The 17360-nt window shown below is 67.6% G+C and carries 21 protein-coding genes and 1 pseudogene; 8 read left to right on the top strand and 14 right to left on the bottom strand.

The window, feature by feature from the left end; all coding sequences use genetic code 11:
• Window positions 1-37: 37 nt before the first annotated feature.
• The 4 genes from mmsA (at window position 38) to G3I77_RS02765 (ending at window position 6099) form a co-directional block, all read left to right on the top strand.
• Window positions 38-1588 (top strand): multiple monosaccharide ABC transporter ATP-binding protein, encoded by a 1551-nt coding sequence (gene mmsA / locus G3I77_RS02780; RefSeq protein WP_248500817.1) that lies wholly within the window; start codon window positions 38-40, stop codon window positions 1586-1588.
• Window positions 1585-2829 carry a multiple monosaccharide ABC transporter permease gene (gene mmsB / locus G3I77_RS02775; protein WP_248500816.1) on the top strand — a complete coding sequence of 415 codons (1245 nt, stop codon included), beginning with the start codon at window positions 1585-1587 and terminating at the stop codon, window positions 2827-2829. Before mmsA ends, mmsB begins: the two co-directional genes overlap by 4 nt.
• A gap of 75 nt (window positions 2830-2904) precedes the next feature.
• On the top strand, window positions 2905-4053 hold the full coding sequence (locus tag G3I77_RS02770) for an aldose epimerase family protein (protein ID WP_248500815.1): 1149 nt from the start codon (window positions 2905-2907) through the stop codon (window positions 4051-4053).
• Between the two features lie 171 nt (window positions 4054-4224).
• The gene (locus G3I77_RS02765) at window positions 4225-6099 is read left to right on the top strand and encodes a histidinol-phosphate transaminase (RefSeq protein ID WP_248500814.1); all 1875 of its coding nucleotides are present in this window, start codon (window positions 4225-4227) and stop codon (window positions 6097-6099) included.
• Window positions 6100-6120: 21 nt separating this feature from the next.
• On the opposite strand, the gene G3I77_RS02760 is transcribed toward G3I77_RS02765, so the two are convergent.
• From G3I77_RS02760 to G3I77_RS02745, 4 genes are all read right to left on the bottom strand, one after another.
• Window positions 6121-7125: an arabinan endo-1,5-alpha-L-arabinosidase gene (locus tag G3I77_RS02760; protein WP_248500813.1), complete on the bottom strand. Its 1005-nt coding sequence runs from the start codon at window positions 7123-7125 to the stop codon at window positions 6121-6123.
• 181 nt (window positions 7126-7306) lie between these two features.
• The gene (locus G3I77_RS02755; protein ID WP_248500812.1) at window positions 7307-8365 is read right to left on the bottom strand and encodes a hypothetical protein; all 1059 of its coding nucleotides are present in this window, start codon (window positions 8363-8365) and stop codon (window positions 7307-7309) included.
• Window positions 8366-8385: 20 nt separating this feature from the next.
• The gene (locus G3I77_RS02750; RefSeq protein ID WP_248500811.1) at window positions 8386-8844 is read right to left on the bottom strand and encodes a TIGR03618 family F420-dependent PPOX class oxidoreductase; all 459 of its coding nucleotides are present in this window, start codon (window positions 8842-8844) and stop codon (window positions 8386-8388) included.
• Between the two features lie 33 nt (window positions 8845-8877).
• The gene (locus G3I77_RS02745) at window positions 8878-9336 is read right to left on the bottom strand and encodes an ATP-binding protein (RefSeq protein ID WP_248500810.1); all 459 of its coding nucleotides are present in this window, start codon (window positions 9334-9336) and stop codon (window positions 8878-8880) included.
• Window positions 9337-9467: 131 nt separating this feature from the next.
• On the opposite strand from G3I77_RS02745, the gene G3I77_RS02740 reads away from it, so the two are divergent.
• Both G3I77_RS02740 and G3I77_RS02735 read left to right on the top strand, forming a co-directional pair.
• The gene (locus G3I77_RS02740) at window positions 9468-10310 is read left to right on the top strand and encodes a helix-turn-helix transcriptional regulator (protein ID WP_248500809.1); all 843 of its coding nucleotides are present in this window, start codon (window positions 9468-9470) and stop codon (window positions 10308-10310) included.
• Window positions 10307-10495 carry a DUF397 domain-containing protein gene (locus G3I77_RS02735; RefSeq protein WP_248500807.1) on the top strand — a complete coding sequence of 63 codons (189 nt, stop codon included), beginning with the start codon at window positions 10307-10309 and terminating at the stop codon, window positions 10493-10495. Before G3I77_RS02740 ends, G3I77_RS02735 begins: the two co-directional genes overlap by 4 nt.
• Window positions 10496-10588: 93 nt before the next feature.
• Here G3I77_RS02735 and G3I77_RS02730 read toward each other — a convergent pair whose 3' ends face one another.
• Window positions 10589-11140 carry a YciI family protein gene (locus G3I77_RS02730; RefSeq protein ID WP_248500806.1) on the bottom strand — a complete coding sequence of 184 codons (552 nt, stop codon included), beginning with the start codon at window positions 11138-11140 and terminating at the stop codon, window positions 10589-10591.
• A 64-nt stretch (window positions 11141-11204) separates the two neighbouring features.
• Between G3I77_RS02730 and G3I77_RS02725 the strand changes: the two genes are divergently transcribed.
• Window positions 11205-11987: an alpha/beta fold hydrolase gene (locus G3I77_RS02725; RefSeq protein ID WP_248501448.1), complete on the top strand. Its 783-nt coding sequence runs from the start codon at window positions 11205-11207 to the stop codon at window positions 11985-11987.
• 398 nt (window positions 11988-12385) lie between these two features.
• Here the strand turns inward: G3I77_RS02725 and G3I77_RS02720 are convergent.
• The 5 genes and pseudogenes from G3I77_RS02720 to G3I77_RS02700 form a co-directional block, all read right to left on the bottom strand.
• A pseudogene (locus G3I77_RS02720) lies at window positions 12386-12497 on the bottom strand (alpha/beta hydrolase); the annotation flags it as partial.
• Window positions 12498-12608: 111 nt separating this feature from the next.
• Entirely contained in the window at window positions 12609-13016 is a 408-nt protein-coding gene (locus tag G3I77_RS02715; RefSeq protein WP_248500805.1) for a hypothetical protein, read from the bottom strand.
• A gap of 410 nt (window positions 13017-13426) precedes the next feature.
• The gene (locus G3I77_RS02710) at window positions 13427-13744 is read right to left on the bottom strand and encodes a polymorphic toxin-type HINT domain-containing protein (protein ID WP_248501447.1); all 318 of its coding nucleotides are present in this window, start codon (window positions 13742-13744) and stop codon (window positions 13427-13429) included.
• A gap of 137 nt (window positions 13745-13881) precedes the next feature.
• Window positions 13882-14301, bottom strand: a complete 420-nt coding sequence (locus tag G3I77_RS02705; protein ID WP_248500804.1) for a hypothetical protein — start codon at window positions 14299-14301, stop codon at window positions 13882-13884.
• 2 nt (window positions 14302-14303) lie between these two features.
• The gene (locus G3I77_RS02700; RefSeq protein ID WP_248500803.1) at window positions 14304-14786 is read right to left on the bottom strand and encodes a hypothetical protein; all 483 of its coding nucleotides are present in this window, start codon (window positions 14784-14786) and stop codon (window positions 14304-14306) included.
• A 111-nt stretch (window positions 14787-14897) separates the two neighbouring features.
• On the opposite strand from G3I77_RS02700, the gene G3I77_RS40580 reads away from it, so the two are divergent.
• The gene (locus G3I77_RS40580; protein ID WP_282572385.1) at window positions 14898-15020 is read left to right on the top strand and encodes a hypothetical protein; all 123 of its coding nucleotides are present in this window, start codon (window positions 14898-14900) and stop codon (window positions 15018-15020) included.
• A gap of 17 nt (window positions 15021-15037) precedes the next feature.
• Here the strand turns inward: G3I77_RS40580 and G3I77_RS40575 are convergent, their stop codons facing one another.
• The 4 genes from G3I77_RS40575 to G3I77_RS02685 all read right to left on the bottom strand — a co-directional run bounded on the left by G3I77_RS40575 (window position 15038) and on the right by G3I77_RS02685 (window position 17244).
• Window positions 15038-15166 carry a hypothetical protein gene (locus G3I77_RS40575; RefSeq protein ID WP_282572384.1) on the bottom strand — a complete coding sequence of 43 codons (129 nt, stop codon included), beginning with the start codon at window positions 15164-15166 and terminating at the stop codon, window positions 15038-15040.
• 60 nt (window positions 15167-15226) lie between these two features.
• Window positions 15227-15487, bottom strand: a complete 261-nt coding sequence (locus tag G3I77_RS02695) for a hypothetical protein (protein WP_248500801.1) — start codon at window positions 15485-15487, stop codon at window positions 15227-15229.
• A complete protein-coding gene (locus G3I77_RS40825) occupies window positions 15484-16392 on the bottom strand; it encodes a polymorphic toxin-type HINT domain-containing protein (RefSeq protein WP_308311355.1) in 909 nt (302 codons plus the stop codon). Before G3I77_RS40825 ends, G3I77_RS02695 begins: the two co-directional genes overlap by 4 nt.
• 240 nt (window positions 16393-16632) lie before the next feature.
• A complete protein-coding gene (locus G3I77_RS02685; RefSeq protein ID WP_248500799.1) occupies window positions 16633-17244 on the bottom strand; it encodes a hypothetical protein in 612 nt (203 codons plus the stop codon).
• Between the last annotated feature and the right edge of the window lie 116 nt (window positions 17245-17360).

The raw sequence follows: 17360 nt of genomic DNA, 5'->3' as shown, positions 1-17360 counted from the left end.
CCGACCGACGATTCACCACTGATTGGAAGGCACGACCATGGCGGGACCCGTCCTGGAAATGCGCTCGATCGTCAAGACCTTTCCCGGCGTCAAGGCGCTGTCGGACGTCACACTGACCGTCCGGCAAGGCGAGGTCCACGCCATCTGCGGGGAGAACGGCGCCGGCAAGTCGACCTTGATGAAGGTCCTCTCCGGCGTCCACCCGCACGGCACGTACGAGGGCGACATCCTCTTCGAGGGAGGGGTCTGCCAGTTCAAGGACATCCGGGCCAGCGAAGAACGCGGCATCGTGATCATCCACCAGGAACTGGCCCTGGTGCCCTACCTCTCCCTCGCGGAGAACATCTTCCTCGGCAACGAGCACGCCACCCGGGGGATCATCAGCTGGACCGAGACCCTGCGGCACGCCACCGAACTGCTGCGCCGGGTCGGTCTCTCCGACCACCCGGACACCCGAGTCGCCGACATCGGCGTGGGCAAGCAGCAGCTCGTGGAGATCGCGAAGGCCCTGTCGAAGAGGGTGAAGCTGCTCATCCTGGATGAGCCGACCGCCGCGCTGAACGACGAGGACAGCGGCAAACTCCTGGATCTCATCCTGGAGTTGAAGAAGCAGGGCATCACCTCGATCATCATCTCCCACAAGCTCAACGAGATCCGCAAGGTCGCCGACTCGGTGACGATCCTCCGCGACGGCCAGACCATCGAGACCCTCGATGTGAAGGCCCCGGAGACCACCGAGGACCGGATCATCAGCGGCATGGTCGGCCGGGACCTGGAGCACCGCTTCCCGGAGCGGTCGCCGCACGAGCCCGAGGAGGGCGCGGCCCCGGCCCTGGAGATCCGGGGCTGGACCGTGCACCACCCGATCGACCAGCAGCGCAAGGTGTGTGACGACGTGTCGCTCCACGTGCGGCGCGGGGAGATCGTCGGGATCGCCGGTCTCATGGGTGCCGGGCGCACCGAACTCGCGATGAGCGTCTTCGGCCGCACCTACGGCCGGTACGCCGGCGGCACGGTCCTGAAGGACGGCAAGGAGATCCGTACGAAATCCGTCCCCGAGGCGGTCAAGCACGGCATCGCGTACGTCACCGAGGACCGCAAGCACTACGGACTGAACCTCATCGACACCATCAACCGGAACATCTCGCTGAGCGCCCTGGGCAAGGTCGCCAAGCGCGGTGTGGTGGACGAGCACGAGGAGCGGCAGGTCGCCGAGGGCTTCCGCAAGTCCATGAACATCAAGGCGCCGACGGTGTTCGAGCCGGTGGGCAAGCTGTCGGGCGGCAACCAGCAGAAGGTCGTCCTCAGCAAGTGGATCTTCTCCGGTCCGGACGTGCTGATCCTGGACGAGCCGACGCGCGGCATCGACGTCGGTGCCAAGTACGAGATCTACACGGTCATCGACCAGCTGGCCGCCCAGGGCAAGGCGGTCGTCTTCATCTCCTCCGAGCTGCCCGAACTGCTCGGCATGTGCGACCGCATCTACACGATGGCCGCGGGGCGGCTGACGGGTGAGTTCTCGCGGGCCGAGGCCTCCCAGGAATCGCTGATGCGTCAGATGACGAAGGACAAAGAGGTATCCCGATGAGCACGGACGTGACCGCCAAGAGCCCGGCCCCCGCGCCGCCGGGCAAGAGCGGCGGAGTCGCGGGCGGCGGCCTGCTGCAGCTGGTGATGGACGGCATGCGCCGCAACATGCGGCAGTACGGCATGCTGATCGCGCTGGGCCTGATCGTGGCCCTGTTCGCCGTGTGGACCGACGGCGACCTGCTGCTGCCGCGCAACGTCTCCAACCTGGTGCTGCAGAACAGCTACATCCTCATCCTCGCGATGGGCATGATGCTGGTGATCATCGCCGGTCACATCGACCTGTCGGTCGGATCGCTGACGGCGTTCATCGGGTCGATGGCCGCCGTGTTCATGGTCAAACAGGACCTGCCGTGGCCCGTCGCCGTGGTGCTGTGCCTGGCCGTGGGCGCGGTCGCGGGTGCCGTACAAGGGTTCTTCATCGCCTACGGCGGGATACCGTCGTTCATCGTGACCCTCGCAGGCATGCTGATCTTCCGGGGTCTCACGGAGATCTTCCTGGAGGGCCAGACCCTCGGCCCGTTCCCGGAGGGGCTGCAGAAGGTCGCCAACGGGTTCCTGCCCGAGGTCGGCCCGACCACGAACTACCACAACCTCACCCTGCTGCTGGGCTTCGCGATGATCGCCTTCGTGATCTTCCAGGAGGTCCGTGACCGCAAGCGGCAGCAGGAGTTCAATCTGGACGTCCCGCCCGCCAAGCTGTTCCTGCTGAAGCTGGTCGCGATCGGCGCCGCGGTGCTGACGCTCACCATGCTGCTGGCCAGCTACAAGGGCGCCCCGATCGTGCTGCTCGTCCTGGGCGTGCTGCTCGTCGGCTTCGGCTACGTGATGCGCAACGCGATCATCGGCCGCCACGTCTACGCGATCGGCGGCAACCTCCCGGCGGCCAAACTGTCGGGTGTGAAGGACAAGAAGGTCACCTTCCTGGTCTTCCTGAACATGGGCATGCTCGCGGCCCTGGCGGGTCTGGTCTTCGCCGCCCGCTTCAACGCGGCCTCCCCCAAGGCCGGCCTCAACTTCGAGCTGGAGGCGATCGCGGCCTCGTTCATCGGCGGTGCGTCGATGAGCGGCGGTGTCGGCACCGTCCTCGGCGCGATCATCGGCGGCCTGGTCCTGGGCGTGCTGAACAACGGTATGAACCTCGTCGGCATCGGCACCGACTGGCAGCAGGTCATCAAGGGCATGGTGCTGCTGGCGGCGGTCGGGTTCGACGTGTGGAACAAGCGCAAGGTCGGTTCGTAAGTCAGATCGGGGCCCCGCCGGGAGGCGGGGCCCCAGTTCTTTCCCACGCAGTTTCCCAATGAAGCGGAGCCGCACATGGAACTGAACAGACGCACGGTCATCGCGGGAGCAGCGGCGGCGGGCATAGCCGCCACCACGCTCGGCGGCACGGCGCACGCCACGGGAGGCAGGAAGCCGGTGAAGACGCTCTTCGGCAAGCTCGCCGACGGCACGAAGGTCTACAGCTGGTCGCTGGAGAACGGCGGCACCCGCCTGAAGGTCCTCTCCTGGGGCGGTGTCGTCCAGTCACTGGAGATCCCCGACCGCCGCGGCCGGTACGCCAACGTCTCCGCGGGCTTCGACAACCTCGAGGACTACGTCGCGAAGACCCCGTACTTCGGCGCGCTGATCGGCCGCTACGGAAACCGCATCGGCAAGGGCAAGTTCACCCTGGACGGCAAGGACTACCAGCTGTCCGTCAACGACGGTGAGCAGAGCCTGCACGGCGGCGCGCAGGGCTTCGACAAGCGCGTGTGGGACGTCGAGCCGTTCGCCAAGGGATCCGACGTCGGCCTGCACCTGTACTACACGAGCGTCGACGGCGAGATGGGCTACCCGGGCACGCTCAAGACGAAGGTGACGTACACGCTCACCCGGCACGGCGACTGGCGCGTCGACTACGAGGCCACCACGGACAAGGCCACCGTCGTCAACCTCACCAGCCACGTCTACTTCAACCTCGCCGGCGAGGGCAGCGGCACGATCGAGGACCACGAGCTCCAGATCGCTGCCTCCCGCTACACCCCCACCGATTCGGGCCTGATCCCCACGGGCGAGTTGGCCAAGGTCGCGGGCACCCCCTTCGACTTCCGCCGCGCCAAGCCGATCGGCCGGGACATCCGCGTCTCGCACCCGCAGCTGGTGACCGCCAAGGGCTTCGACCACAACTGGGTCCTCGACAAGGGCATCACCGCCCGGCCCGAGCACGTCGCCACCCTGCGCGACCCGGCCTCCGGCCGCACGATGAAGATCGCCACGAACGAGCCGGGCCTGCAGTTCTACTCCGGCAACTTCCTCGACGGCACGCTCACCGGCCCGTCCGGCCGCACCTACCGGCAGGGCGACGCGCTGTGCCTGGAGACGCAGCACTTCCCGGACTCGCCGAACAAGCCGAAGTTCCCGTCGACGGTGCTGCGACCGGGGCAGACGTACCGGACCACGACGATCCACACGTTCGGCTGCTGAGGCCACTGACAGGCCTTCACAGATTGAGCACAAGTTCTGACCGTTCTCGCGACGGTTGAACGGTGCCACTGTGGTCTCCGTATGAATGGGCGGCCCGCGCTCCCCCGCGCGGGCCGCCCTTAAACGTCGGGTCCGGCCGTCCCCAACGGGCCCGCCTCATACGGAGGTTCCATGGCCGACAACGTCACGTCGCTGTTCCGCAGTACCGCGGCACACAGCCCGTCGATGGCGGCTCTGACACGTGAGGGCGGCGAGGGAGCCGGCCCCGTGGACTTCTGTATCCCCTGCAACCCGTACTTCCCGACCCCGGCCATGTTCGAGGACATGGCGGGCCGGCTGCGCGACATCATCACGTACTACCCGAGCAGCGCCGACACGATCACGGCCGAGCTGTGCAGCCTGCTCCAGCTGCCGCCGCAGTGTGTGGCCATGGGCAACGGCTCGACCGAGCTCATCACCTGGATCGACCACCTGCTGGTCCGCGAGTCCCTCGCCGTCCCCGTCCCCACCTTCGGCCGCTGGACCGACCAGCCCATGGAGACCGGCAAGCGGGTCGACATGTTCCCGCTCCAGGAGTCCAGCGGCTTCGCCCTCGACCTCGCGCAGTACGCCGAGTTCATCCGGGCCCGGGGCACGCGCGTCGCGGTGATCTGCAACCCGAACAACCCCGACGGCGGCTTCCTGCACAAGCACGCCATCGTGCAGTTCATGGACGCCATGGCCGACCTCGACCTGATCGTCATCGACGAGTCCTTCCTGGAGTTCGCGGACGCCGAGGCCGAGCCGTCGGTCGTCCAGGAGGCGATGCTGCGGCCCAACGTCGTCGTGCTGCGCAGCCTCGGCAAGAACTTCGGCCTGCACGGCATCCGTTTCGGCTACCTCGTCTCCAACCCGGCGCTCGCGGGCCGGATCCGCTCGATGCTGCCGAAGTGGAACCTCAACTCCTTCGCCGAGCACGTCGTCTTCATGCTCAAGGAGCACGGCGCCGAGTACGCGCAGAGCCTCCAGCAGGTGCGCCGCGACCGCCTCGACATGGCCGGCCAGCTCTCCTCCCTGCCCGGGCTGACGGTCTACCCGTCGCAGGGCAACTTCCTCTTCGTGCGCCTCCCCGTGGGCGCCGAGGGCACCGTGGTCCGGGACCGGATGCTCACCGAGCACAGGATCCTGGTCCGCGAGTGCGGCAACAAGATCGGTTCGTCCAGTCGCTTCCTGCGTCTCGTGGTGCGCCCCCAGGTGGACGTGCGTCGCCTGGTGTCCGGCCTGGAACAGGTGCTCTACGGGACGTCCAGGAGGGGAGCCGCCGTACCCGAGCTGGGCAATGGGACCAGCTACAGCTCGGGTACGGCGGCCGTGGACCGTCTGGTGAGCGAGACGAACGGGTCGGGTATGCGGGGGCTCGCGGCGCAGGCGGTGGGGATGGCCGCGGCGCCGGCAGCCGCTGCGGGGGCCGGTGGGCCCGGGCTCGCCCCGGCGGCCGCGAGTACGGGTGGGGTACGGCTCGCCCCCGCCGCGGCGGCCGCGAGTACGGGTGGGCAGGGACTCGCCGCTGCCCCGGCGCCCGCACCGGCTCCCGTCCCGGCGCCCGCACCGGCTCCCGTCCCGGCGCCCGCACCGGCCACCGGCATCGGCATGCCGCTCCCCGCCGCCGCGTCCGCCGTACCGGCGGGCACGGGCGGTGGGATGCCGATGCCGGCTGCGGCCCAGATGCCGCAGCCGCAGATACCGCAGCCCCAGATGCCGCAGCCGCACATGCCGCAGCCCCAGATGCCGCAGTCGGTGCCGCAGCCCGCTCCCCAGCCGGTGGCCGCCCCGGCCCCGCCCCTGGCGCCCGCGGCCCAGGCGCCGGTGCCGACCCCGGCTCCCATGCCCGCGCCGACGCCCGTGTCCGCCCCGTTCACCGGGCCCACGCCGCCCGGCGTCCCGGCCCGTGGGGGCCTTACGGCCGCGCAGGTGCGGGGCACGAACGGGCTGACGCCCGCGCCCGCCACGGGGTGGCCCGCCGCGCAGAGCTGGCCCAACGCGGCGGGGATGGGGCAGGCCGGGTAGTTCGGCGGGGCCACTGCAGGGTCAGTAGGCGACGGGCCAGCCGCTGCTCCAGTTCAGGAGGTTGATGCCGAGCTTGGGCGTGCCGTTCGCGTTGCCGTCGTAGTAGTGGTAGACGATCAGGTCGCCGTCGGCGTCTTTCAGGATCGACTGGCCGCCGGGGCCGATGACGTTGCCGTGCGACTCCAGGACGGGGGTGCCGCCGTTCTTCATCAGGTCGACGCCGTTCTTGTCGCGGTACGGCCCGGTGATGCTGGAGGCGCGCCCGACCTTGACCTTGTACGTCGAACTCGTCCCGCTGCAGCAGGTGTCGTAGGAGGCGAAGAGGTAGTAGTAGCCGCCCCGCTTGACGATGAAGGGAGCCTCGACGGCCTTGGTCCCGGTGGGGCGGGAGGCCAGTGAGTACCGCGCGGTGTTGGAGCCGAGCTGCTTTCCGGTGGACGGGTTGATCTGGATCATCTTGATCCCGGTCCACCAGCTGCCGAACGACAGCCACCACTTGCCGTCGTCGTTCACGAAGAGGTTCGGGTCGATGGCGTTGAAGTCGCTGCCGGAGTTCGACGTGTAGACGGTGCCCTGGTCGGTCCAGCTACCCGGCTGGCCGGTGCTGGAGGTCGCGAGGCCGATGGCGGAGGTGTTCGAGCCGAACTTCGAGACGGAGTAGTACATCAGGTACTTGCCGCCGTGGTACGAGATGTCCGGCGCCCAGGCCTCCGGCACGGAGGAGTAGTTCCGCCACCAGCCGGGCCTGGAGCCGAAGGCGTCAGCGCTGTTCCGGAACGCGGTGCGGTCGCCGGACGCCTTGCCCGCGATACCGCCGCCGGTGGCGTACAGCAGGTACTGGCCGGACGAGGTCCGGATCATCGACGGGTCGTGCGTGACGACGTCGCCGGTGACGCGGCCGGGGTTGGGGTACGCGGACGCCGTGCTCGGAATCAGTGCCAGGAGAGCGGCGGCAGGGAGGGCGAGCAGGGCGGTTCGACTGCGGAGCGTACGGGGATTGCTGAGCGTACGGGGACTGCGGCTCATGCGGGTCCTCTCCTTGCGGTGGGGGTGAAGAGCTGCTCGACATTTCGAACAACATTCGCAAGTTCGAACGGACCGTAGAATCGAACACCTTGCGCGTCAACGGTCCGCGCAGCAACAGCTGCGCGGACCATGGAAGTTCGACTGAGGTGCGAGGGCCGGGCGCGGCCCTGCCGTGGACGTGTCAGCCGGTCGGGAGGCCCAGCCCGTAGTACGTGACGTGGTAACCGTCCACGTACTCGGCCTCGCCTCCGACGATCAGACCGGTCGGCTCGCTCACCCCCGCCGCCCTGGCCGTCGCCACGAGCATCTCCGCGAGGGCGCGGCCCTTGGGTTCGCCGGGGCCTCCCGCGTCCACGCGCCACACCGGATCGTCGTCGCGCCAGACCGAGGCCGTGGCCGGGTGTTCGGCGACGGTGCCCCAGCCGAGCGCGGCCGCGTCGACGCCGTCCGGGGCGAAGCAGCCGATCGACAGCCGGTCGCCGCACGCCACGTCGAAGAGGAGGGGCGCACTGCCGCCGGTCCGCCCGTAGAACGGCATCCCGAAACCGATACCGAGGGCGGTCGCCTCCGCGGGCAGGGCGTCGAGGAAGTCGCCCAGCGTCCGGGTGACGGTCTCCCAGCTGCGGGCGGTCCAGCCGCCGGGGAAGCCGAGGCCGGCGTTGGCCGGATCGCGGTTGCTGCCGAAGAAGCCGCTGATCGCATGCTCTTCGCCGCTGCCCTGGCGCCAGAACCAGTTCTCGGCCGGGCCGGTGGGCTGCAGGACCAGCTCCGGCCCCGACTTCCCGGCGCGCAGCTCCAGGGTGTCCGGGCTGCCGCGCCAGCGCATGAAGGGGGCGCCCCACGGCGGCCCGCTGTCGTAGAAGGGACCCATGTCGCCGTGCGAACCCATGACGGACGGCCGGCCCAGGGCCGCGGTCAGTTCCTCGCCGGCCGCACGGAAGGCGGCGGCCTGTGCCGCGGCGTCGGGAGCGGCGGTCGCCACCGGCACCGCGAGCTCCACGTACGACTCGCCGTCGGTGTAACGCTCTTCGTAGGTCCCGACGGGACGCAGGCGGGCGTCACCCGAGAACCGGCCGGTGACCAGGACGGGATGGTCCACTGTGCCGCCCCGGGCCCAGCCGAGCCCGTCCGCCAGGGCGTTCACCCCGTCCGGCGTCCAGCCGCCGGTGTCCGCCGCGAGAAGTCGCCGGGCGAGGTCCGCGAGGGATGGTTCTTCAGTGCTGCCCCGTTGTCCGTTCATGCGCTCATCGTGCCGCAGCCCTATCCCTCGACATCGAGCGCGGTCCCGTACAGCCGGTCCACCTTCAGCCGGATGACGAGGCGCCGCTCGTCGACCAGTTGCCGGAGGAAGGCGTCCTCGTCCTCCGGTTCGGCGCCCGCCGGGATCATCGCGAGCAGTTCCCGGCCGACCGTGTCGCCGGGGACCGTCGTGACGTCGGAGACCTCGGCGTCGCCCTCCGCGACGGCGAACGACCAGACGTCCGCGCCCTGCACGTGCAGCGCGGCACGCGGTTCACGGCGCAGGTGCCGGACCTTGACCCGGTCGGCCGTCGTCGAGAACCGCACCGTGCGGGACTCGGCGTCCCAGCTGTACAGCATGGTGGTCAGGTGGGGGTGGCCACTGCGCTTGACGGTGGCCAGCGTGCCGAACTGCTGCGCACCGAGCAGGTCGGAGAGGGCCGCGTCGGACAGGAGGCGAGGTGCCGGTCTCTGAGTCATGACATCGCCAACGCCGGTGCGGGGCGAATCATTTCAGGGTGCCGGCAGGAGTCCGACCTCGGCGCGTACGGTCTTGCCGGGCGCCGGCTTCCGCTCCAGGACCTCCCACCGGTCGGCGAGCGCGGCGACCAGGAGCAGTCCCCTGCCGTGCTCGTCGAGGGAGCCCGGCCGCTCCACGCCGCGCGGCCCTGGCGGGTTCAGCGGTCCGCTGTGCGTGTCGGTCACCTCGACACGGACACTGCCGCTGACAAGCGACAGCCGCAACTCGAAGTCCCTGCCCGGCACGCGCCCGTGCGTCACGGCATTGGCGGCCAGCTCGGAGACGATCAGGGCGACGGCGTCGGAGGCGTCCGTGCCGTGGGGGATGCCCCAGCTGTGCAACCGTCCGACGGCCAGGTGCCGGGCCAGGCGGGCGCCGCGGGGAGTGGCGCTCAGGCGCTGCACGAACACACGGACGGTGACGCCGGGTTGGGGAGTGGCAGGTGCTGTCATGCGGCCAATGTCCCGCGCCGGAACCCCTCTGTGCGAGGTCGGAGCCGCGTACGCCGGTGCGGCGTACGCGGTCACGGACTGGACGGTACCGGTGACGTGCCGTAACCATGACGCGCGGGAGGTGATCGACGGTGGTCGATGGCGCGGTGGGGGCGGGAACGGGCGGCGAGCCGGAGTCGTCGGACAGCCTGCGGACGTTCGGAGCGGTGGTCCAGGGGTTGCGCGAGCACGCGGGGCTGAGCCGGGAGGAGTTCGGCGAACTGGTGCGGTTCTCCAAACACACGGTGGCGTCCGTGGAGTTGGGGAGGCGGATGCCGGATCCGGTGTTCGTGGAGCGGGCGGAGGAGGTGTTCGGCAGGACGGGGGCGTTGCAGAAGGCCGCGGGGTGCCTGGAGCGGCAGCCGGGGTTGGCGGCTTGGTTTCGGCGGTGGGCTCGGTTGGAGGCCATGGCGATCACGCTGTACACGTACGAGTGCCGCATGATTCCTGGCTTGTTGCAGACAGAGGCGTATGCGCGGGCGCTCTTCGCCAATCAGCTACCGCCGTTGGACGACGGACAGATCGAGGAACGGTGGGCCGCTCGGGCTGAACGGCAGAGGCTGCTGAGGGAGCGACCGAACACCGCGTTCAGCTTCATCCTGGAGGAGCACCTGTTCCTGCGGCGCCTAGGTGGGGGTGAAGTCACCCGTGAGCTCATCGGTCACCTGCTGGAGATCGCGGAGCTGCGGAACGTCGAGGTCCAGATCATGCCGACGACGCAAGCGGCACACGCGGGGTTGGCGGGTCCCATGCAGTTGCTGGAAACACCCGAGAACCGGTGGCTCGCCTACAACGAAGGCCAGCGCGGAGGCCAGTTCATCTCTGACCCGAAAGAGATCAGCGTGCTTCACAGGCGGTATGCCAGGATGCGTTCGCAGGCTCTCTCCCTCGAAGACTCCTTGAGCCTGTTGCAGCGGATGCGAGGAAACCTATGAGCACCGTCGAACTGGCATGGTTCAAGTCCAGCTACAGCAGCAGTGGCGACGGCGATTGCGTCGAAGTGGCCGTGACCTCATACCCCGACACCATCCACATCCGCGACTCGAAGAACAAACAGGGCCCCCAGCTCACCCTCTCCCCCACCGCCTGGTCCGCCTTCCTCACAGACGCCTGCAAGTAACGGTCGGGGCCGCCCGCTTCCTGGCCGGTGCCGTGCTTCCACGGCACACGGCCCCGGCCCCAACCTTCTCTCAGTGTGCTCCGGGGCCCCTCGTCACCGCCGCCCGCCGAACTCCCACGCGTGCACCTCGATGCCTGCGTACCGCCCCTGGTGGGTCAGCACGGCACGCGCCGCCTCCGCGTCCGGGGCCCGCACCAGCGCTGCCGTCCCCACCCACACGGCACCATCGTCGGACAGCAGCGGCCCGTAGGCGATCAGCTCGTCCCGGTCGTACGGCACGTCGAGGTCGACGGCCGTTCCCGAGCCGAAGCCGAGCACGAGGAATCGGTCCCCACCACTCGGTCCACCGGGGAACTCCCACATGGTGCGCCCCAGCAGATTGCGCCACCGCCGCAGCAGCACGTCCCGGTACGCCCCGGCCTGGTAGTTGGGCTCGTCGAAGGCGAAGGCCCGGGCGGCGGCGACATCCGGCAGGTCGACGATGTGCACACTGCCCGTGGGCGTCTCACCGTCATCAGCGAAAGTCGGCCCACGGGCGATCAACTCCGCCTCGTACCTGTCCATATAGGCCCAGTGCGCTTCCCCCAGCTCCTCGCGCAAGGGCAGGGAGCCGGGCCGGTCGCGGTGGTAGCAGAAAAACTCCATGGCTCATCCAACCTCGGTGGCTACTCTCGTGTCTCCCGTCGTCACGACCGCAGGAGAGCAGACCGTGCGCAGCGCCGCCGTAACACCCGAGGGCGACCGAATCCGCTGGGTCGAACTGCCGGGGCAGGAACCGCCGCGCGTCTACGTGCACGGGCTGGGCGCCACATCGCCCGCCTACTTCACATCCGTCGCGGTCGACCAGAAGCTGTCCGGGCACCGCTCACTGCTCCTGGACCTCCTGGGCCACGGCATCAGCGACCGCCCGGCGCACTTCGACTACACCCTGGAGTCCCACGCCGACGCCCTCGCCAACGCTCTGACGACAGCGGGCGTCTCGGCCGCCGAAGTGATCGCCCACAGCATGGGCGGCTCGGTGGCCATCGTCCTGGCGGCCCGCCACCCCCACCTGGTCTCCCGGCTGGTCCTGATCGACGCCAACCTCGACCCGGTCCCGCGCACGCCCGGCTCCTCGGGCAGCAGCGGCATCGCCGCCTACTCCGAGGAGGAGTTCGTGACGGGCGGCGGCTGGAAGGAGGTCCGCGACCGGGTCGGCGCCCACTGGTGGTCCACAATGCGGCTGGCCAGCCGGGAGGCCCTGCACCGCAGCGCGGTCCATCTCACCCGCGGCACCGTCCCCACCATGCGTGAGCTCCTGGTGGAACTGAAAATCCCCCGCGCCTTCCTGCTTCCCGAGTCCGACGGCCCACTTCCGGGCACCGCGGCCCTCATCGAGGCCGGGGTGTCCGTCGTCGCGATCCCCGACTGCGGCCACAACATCATGCTGGACAACCCGGAGGCCTTCGTGGCCGTCACGTCCGCCGCCCTCACACCCCCAGCCGAGAATTGAGCCAGGTCCCGCGCCCTGCAACCTGAGAACGAGGCAGGGGCTCGGCTTCTTGGGCGAAGTGCACGGGCTCCGCGAGGGTCTGGTCCAGTTGTCCCGTAGCCTGAGGCGAACGTGTGCGCACTTGAGCGCATTCTCAACCTGGTGGCTGCGGCGCTTCACCATCCGGCGCCGCACAGCCCGCTACCTACTTGCGGATGAGACGTCAAGCGGACGAGATGCCGACTGACTGTTGCCTCTCCCAGATCTCAGGTGGAACCAACAAAGGTCCCACTACGGATTGGGCACCGCTGAGGTAGCAGATCCACCTCAACTCGTCGCATGCAAACACAGGCTCTCCGTGGGAATCCATCCAGACCTGGACCACATTCCCGCCAGCCTGATTCGCATCCCACCATTCCCAACCAGGCCGCCAGCCGAAGGCGGAAGGGCCTTGGGCGCGAAGGTCGCGAAAAGGCCGACGAAGATCCAGACGAAGAAGCGCAGCCCCACTTTCTCCAGGCCGCTGGGGTCGCACCCTCGGCGATGATCCCTGCGCATCTGCGGCGTTGTCATCGGTCACGGCCTGCTGAAGCGAGGGGGCGTCAGCCTGGCTGGCGCCCCCTCGGTCCATCCGTAGTTCGGTCACTCAGCTTCTCTGACGGCCTCCACGATGCAGCGCTTCTGGAAGCGAACCACTTCAACGCATCTGGCGTTCTGCTGTTCTTCCTCGATGCTCAATGTGGGCAGGTCCTCCCGTTCGAGCAGTCCTTCATAGCAGAAGGACAGAACGCCGTAGAGCACATCTCCCGTCAGCCCTTCCGGCGCATCAGCGCACGCAAGAAGGGCTGACAAGACATGCGAAGTGCCGGGCTCATACGCCTCGTCGTCGACCTCGACATACTTGTCGAGTGTCTCCTCGGGGAGTGTGATCTTCTCGAGGCCGGACTGAACGGCTTCCCGTCCCGCCCTTATTCCTTCCTCGATGTAGCTTCTGACGACCTCTACTTCGATGGGTCCGATCGACTCAAGAGTCCATTCCATGACCCTCATGGCCAGCACCAGACGCTGAGCGGGCGGGATTTCCCGCAAGCTATTCCGCAGAGGACTCATCTCTTGGTCCCACAGAAGCACTGTCAATCTCCCCTTCTTCTAACCGGTCCCTGCGCCACACCTGCCTACGACTCGGATATTCGGGTATCTTCCACTTCCGATTCGCCCGCCGCAATCCTGGCGACGAGGGCCACACGGTACTCGCGAGATGGCCATGCGCCCCGAAGAGCCGGCCTCTCCGCGGTCGACCGCATTGAGCAAGATCTGCTCCGCATCGGTCTGGCCGGGACCCTTGAGACGAGCACCGAACACTCGCCGGTACCCGAGTGACTCCGCCGGGGCACGCGCATCTTCTTTCATCTTGTTCTGGTTGGTTGCGTAGACCAGTTCGCCGTCAAGTACGGCGGTGGTTACAGTCGTTCCGTTATGTTATGAACCGTCGCCCTCGCGGCAGTCCAAGCCTTCACCGCTCCGACCTGCACCCACGTCCCCGAGGACGTCTGGAGCCACTGCCCCGGCTTGAGTTCGCCGGCGTCGATCCACTCCCGCAGGGACGGGACCCAGAAGGGGTGGCCCGCGGTGGCTGTGATCGTCGTCTTCGTTCCAGACTTGGACGAGCCGTCGTGGATCGACAGCGTCACCTTCACCAAGTGCTTGGCGCCCTTGCTGAGGATCGTCGCCGTGGCCGTCTGAACCGACGTACGACCCGTCTTCGGGTCCGTGGCGATGACCTTGTCACCGGCGTCGACCTTCTCGATCGGCTTGACGCGCAGCCGACGCTCCCACCTAGGGCGGGTCCATGAGGCGGCTCCCCAGATGTCTCTCGTGGGGAGCCGCCCGTGGTGGGGAGGTCAGAGCGCCCAGATCAAACGGCCTCGTCACTCGTCAGGCGTACAAGTACCTCAGTGGCATCATGCACTGCGGCTTTCAATGCCTTGCGGCGACCGCGCAGTTGCGTGACCCTTCCGCCAGCCGCGCGGTGTGCCGCTTCGTACTCCACCCACGCTTCGTAGGCGACTCGCAGAGCATCGGAGCCGGCGCGCCCCCGTTCGAACTGCTGCCGCATCGTGAGGGGCGGTTCGTGGCCGCCCATCCACAGTTCGAGTCGGGCATGCGCAGCCATGTATTCCGCGACCAGCTCGACCAGATCGTTCCCGATGATGTTGCTTCCGATCATCTGGACACCGAGATTCAGATGCGCGGAGGCGGTGGGCGATTGGAGAACTGGAGGGGCTTCCCGAGCCTGCGGCTGGCCCTTGAGCCATTCCCAGCCTTCCGGTGTCATTACTAGAGCCTCCTCTGCCGGTATCTGGAGTTGAGGAGCCAGCCTGCGATGTTCTGTGATTCGGTTGCCGGCACGTCCACTCCTCCGGCCTTGAGTATCCTCGCGCAGTACGTGACGCAGTTGTTCCTGTCATTGTCGTGCGGACCGAGGTCCATGTCTTCCATGGCGTACTGCGCCAGTTGTGCGTTTCGAGCGTTCTGTAGAGGAACTCTGACGACGATGGTTCCCGGAGAATGCGGCTTGCTCCGAACCCCGGGGATGGAGGCCTCTCCCGGCCGCGACCGCGCCTCGGTGTGCAAGGTCGTGTCACCGTGGGTCACGGAAATGGAAGCGTGCCTCTGCTCGTCGTCCAAATAGACGTCGGCGTACCCTTCACCACAATTATGGGTGAGCAGCGGAGTGGTCCCCGCCAAGGCGTAGTACGTATGCGCATCCGTGACGGTCAGGTTGTGAACCGTCGCCTTCGCGGCAGTCCACGCCTTCACCGCCCCGACCTACACCCAGGTCCCCGATAAAGTCTGGAGCCACTGCCCCGGCTTCAGTGCGCCGGCGTCGATCCACTCCCGGAGGCTCGGCACCCAGAAGGGTGGCCCGCGGTGGCTGTGACTGTCGTGGCCTTCGTTCCCGACTTGGACGAGGACGCGCCGTCGTGCATCGACAGCGTCACCTTCATCAAGCGCTTGGCGCCCTTGCCGAGGATCGTCGCCGTGGCCGTCTGAACCGACGTACGACTCGTCTACGGGTCCGTTGCGATGACCTTGTCACCGACGTCGACCTTCTCGATCGGCTTGGTCGAGCCGGCGGCCATCAGGACCCGCGTGCCGGGCACGAAGCTGTTCGGCGACTCGCAGCCTATGCTCCTCACCGAGGCGCACGCGGTGGCCCGCTGCAGAGGAGCGGGCCACCGTGCGGAGACGTTGGACCGTCAGTCCTCGTCCAGCAATCCAATGTCCTCAGGAAGGGTACGCATCGATCGCTGCCTTACTGGGTCGGCCTCCGAATCGGCAGCTGTTCGGATGAGAGAAGCGAGCTCCGCCCGCTCTGCGCGCCCTAGGTCTCGGGCCATCGCAGCAACGGGCTCCACGATGTCCGAGGCGACGTCAGGATCAAGGTCGCCATCATCCGTCAGGTCGATGGAAACCAGAAGGCTCGAGAAAGCCTTCACCAGGAATTGCTCGGTGTTCATCTCGGTACAACCTTTACTCTGATGTTTGTGATCAGGAGCGAGCCAAGAACTCGACGTGCTCTCCTGGCTTCGCCTTCTGTCGGTACTTCCCATCGGCCCGAGTACCCGTTTTGCTCGAGCGCCACAGACTGTCGGATGGCCTGCAGGTACGTCTTGTTCCGCGTCGTGACAGCCAACTTACGGTCGATCAGAACCCCATTTGACGCGTCGAAACCATCGAACTTGACCTGCGAAAGGCTGCTGCGCCCTGGCAGGTAGTACTGCAGTGCGGGCGCGAGACCTGCTCTAGAACCTGCCGCTCCGTCGTCGTAGGCACGGGCCTCCGGGCTCATATGCGCATTTTCGTTGACCCAGTAAACGGTGCCATCACAGTTGTGCGTGAGGAGGGGCTCTGCCCCCGCCAGCACATAGAACGTATGCGCATCTGTAACGGTCAGGTTGTGAACCGTCGCCCCAGCGGCAGTCCAAGCCTTCACCGCCCCGACCTGCACCCACGTCCCCGAGGACGTCTGGAGCCACTGCCCCGGCTTCAGTTCGCCGGCGTCGATCCACTCCCGCAGGGACGGGACCCAGAAGGGGTGGCCCGCGGTGGCTGTGATCGTGGTCGTCTTGATGGAGGACTTTGACGAGCCGTCGTGTATCGACAACGTCACCTTCACCAACTGCTTGGTGCCCTTGCCGGTGATCGTCGCCGTCGCCGTCTGGACCGACGTACGGCCCGTCTTCGGGTCCGTGGCCACGACCTTGTCACCGACCTTGACCTTCTCGATCGGATTGGTCGAGCCGTCCGCCATCAGGACCCGGGTGCCGGGCACGAAGCTGTTCGCCTCGCAGGCGGCGCCCTGGGCCACGTCCTTGGCGGTTTCCTTGGCCTCGTCGCGCACTTCTCGCGCGAACTTCTTCACCGCCCGCTTCACCTGCGACGGCTTCGGACGCGTCGCCGCACGTGCCTCGTCTGACGGGGTAGCCGTCAACGACGGCCACCACCCCATGCAGAAGCCCCGCCAGGACGACCTGACGGGTCAGGTATCGCAGGGGCCGCTCGTCCAACGGGCGGCCCCTGTCGCAGGGCGAGGCACCCAGGCCCTTGGAACTGATCCGGCAACGCCGAGATCGGCGCGAATGGCGAGCAGGCCCTGTCAGGCTCACCCCCATCCCCCGAAGCGAGGCTCCAAGTATTCACCGAACAGCGAGTCGTACGCTTGCCCGTCCGCATCGGTCACTCCGTAGTCGGGCTCGGTCCTCGAAGCGGCCGCGTGCAGCCGGATGACAAGCTCGGCAACGGGCACGACGCGCAACGACAGGATTGCGGCAACGAGAGCACGTTCCTTGGCGATCTCGGGGTTGTCTCTCACCAAGTGCCGCTCGAGGTGCTGGGCAGAGGCTTGCATGACATCCAAATTCCCTCCGCCGGAAAACCCCAGGCAGTCCTGCCACGCCATCCCAATGATGATCTCCAATGCGTCCGCCAGGTTATCGGCGATCAGTCCGCCCTCCCCCTCGGAGCTCGCGAACACCACCGGCCGACGACGGTCCCCCTCAACACACAAGAGATACGCCCCTCCGGCGAACTCCCCAGCGATTGGCTCCAGCGACGCACCCGAGGCAAGCCCCAAGCCGTCGCCGCACCACTTCCTACCGACGTCGAAGCTGAAGGATGACCGTAATAAGCCTTGAATCTCCGGGGTCTCAGATATCAGACCGAGCAGTTGATCATTTGAGGTCACAGCACCGAGGCTATCAAGTGCCTCCGGCATGCGAGGCCCGCCTGATGGCGCTTGGTCTTGCTCGTGCCTGTTCTCGCGCACACGTCCTCATGAACTGAACGAGATCGCGGTCTTGGGGATACTCCCCCTTGATTTATACGGCTTCA

This window comes from Streptomyces sp. D2-8 (assembly GCF_023184515.1).
Lineage (GTDB): Bacteria > Actinomycetota > Actinomycetes > Streptomycetales > Streptomycetaceae > Streptomyces.
This window is presented reverse-complemented; position numbering and strand designations above follow the sequence as displayed.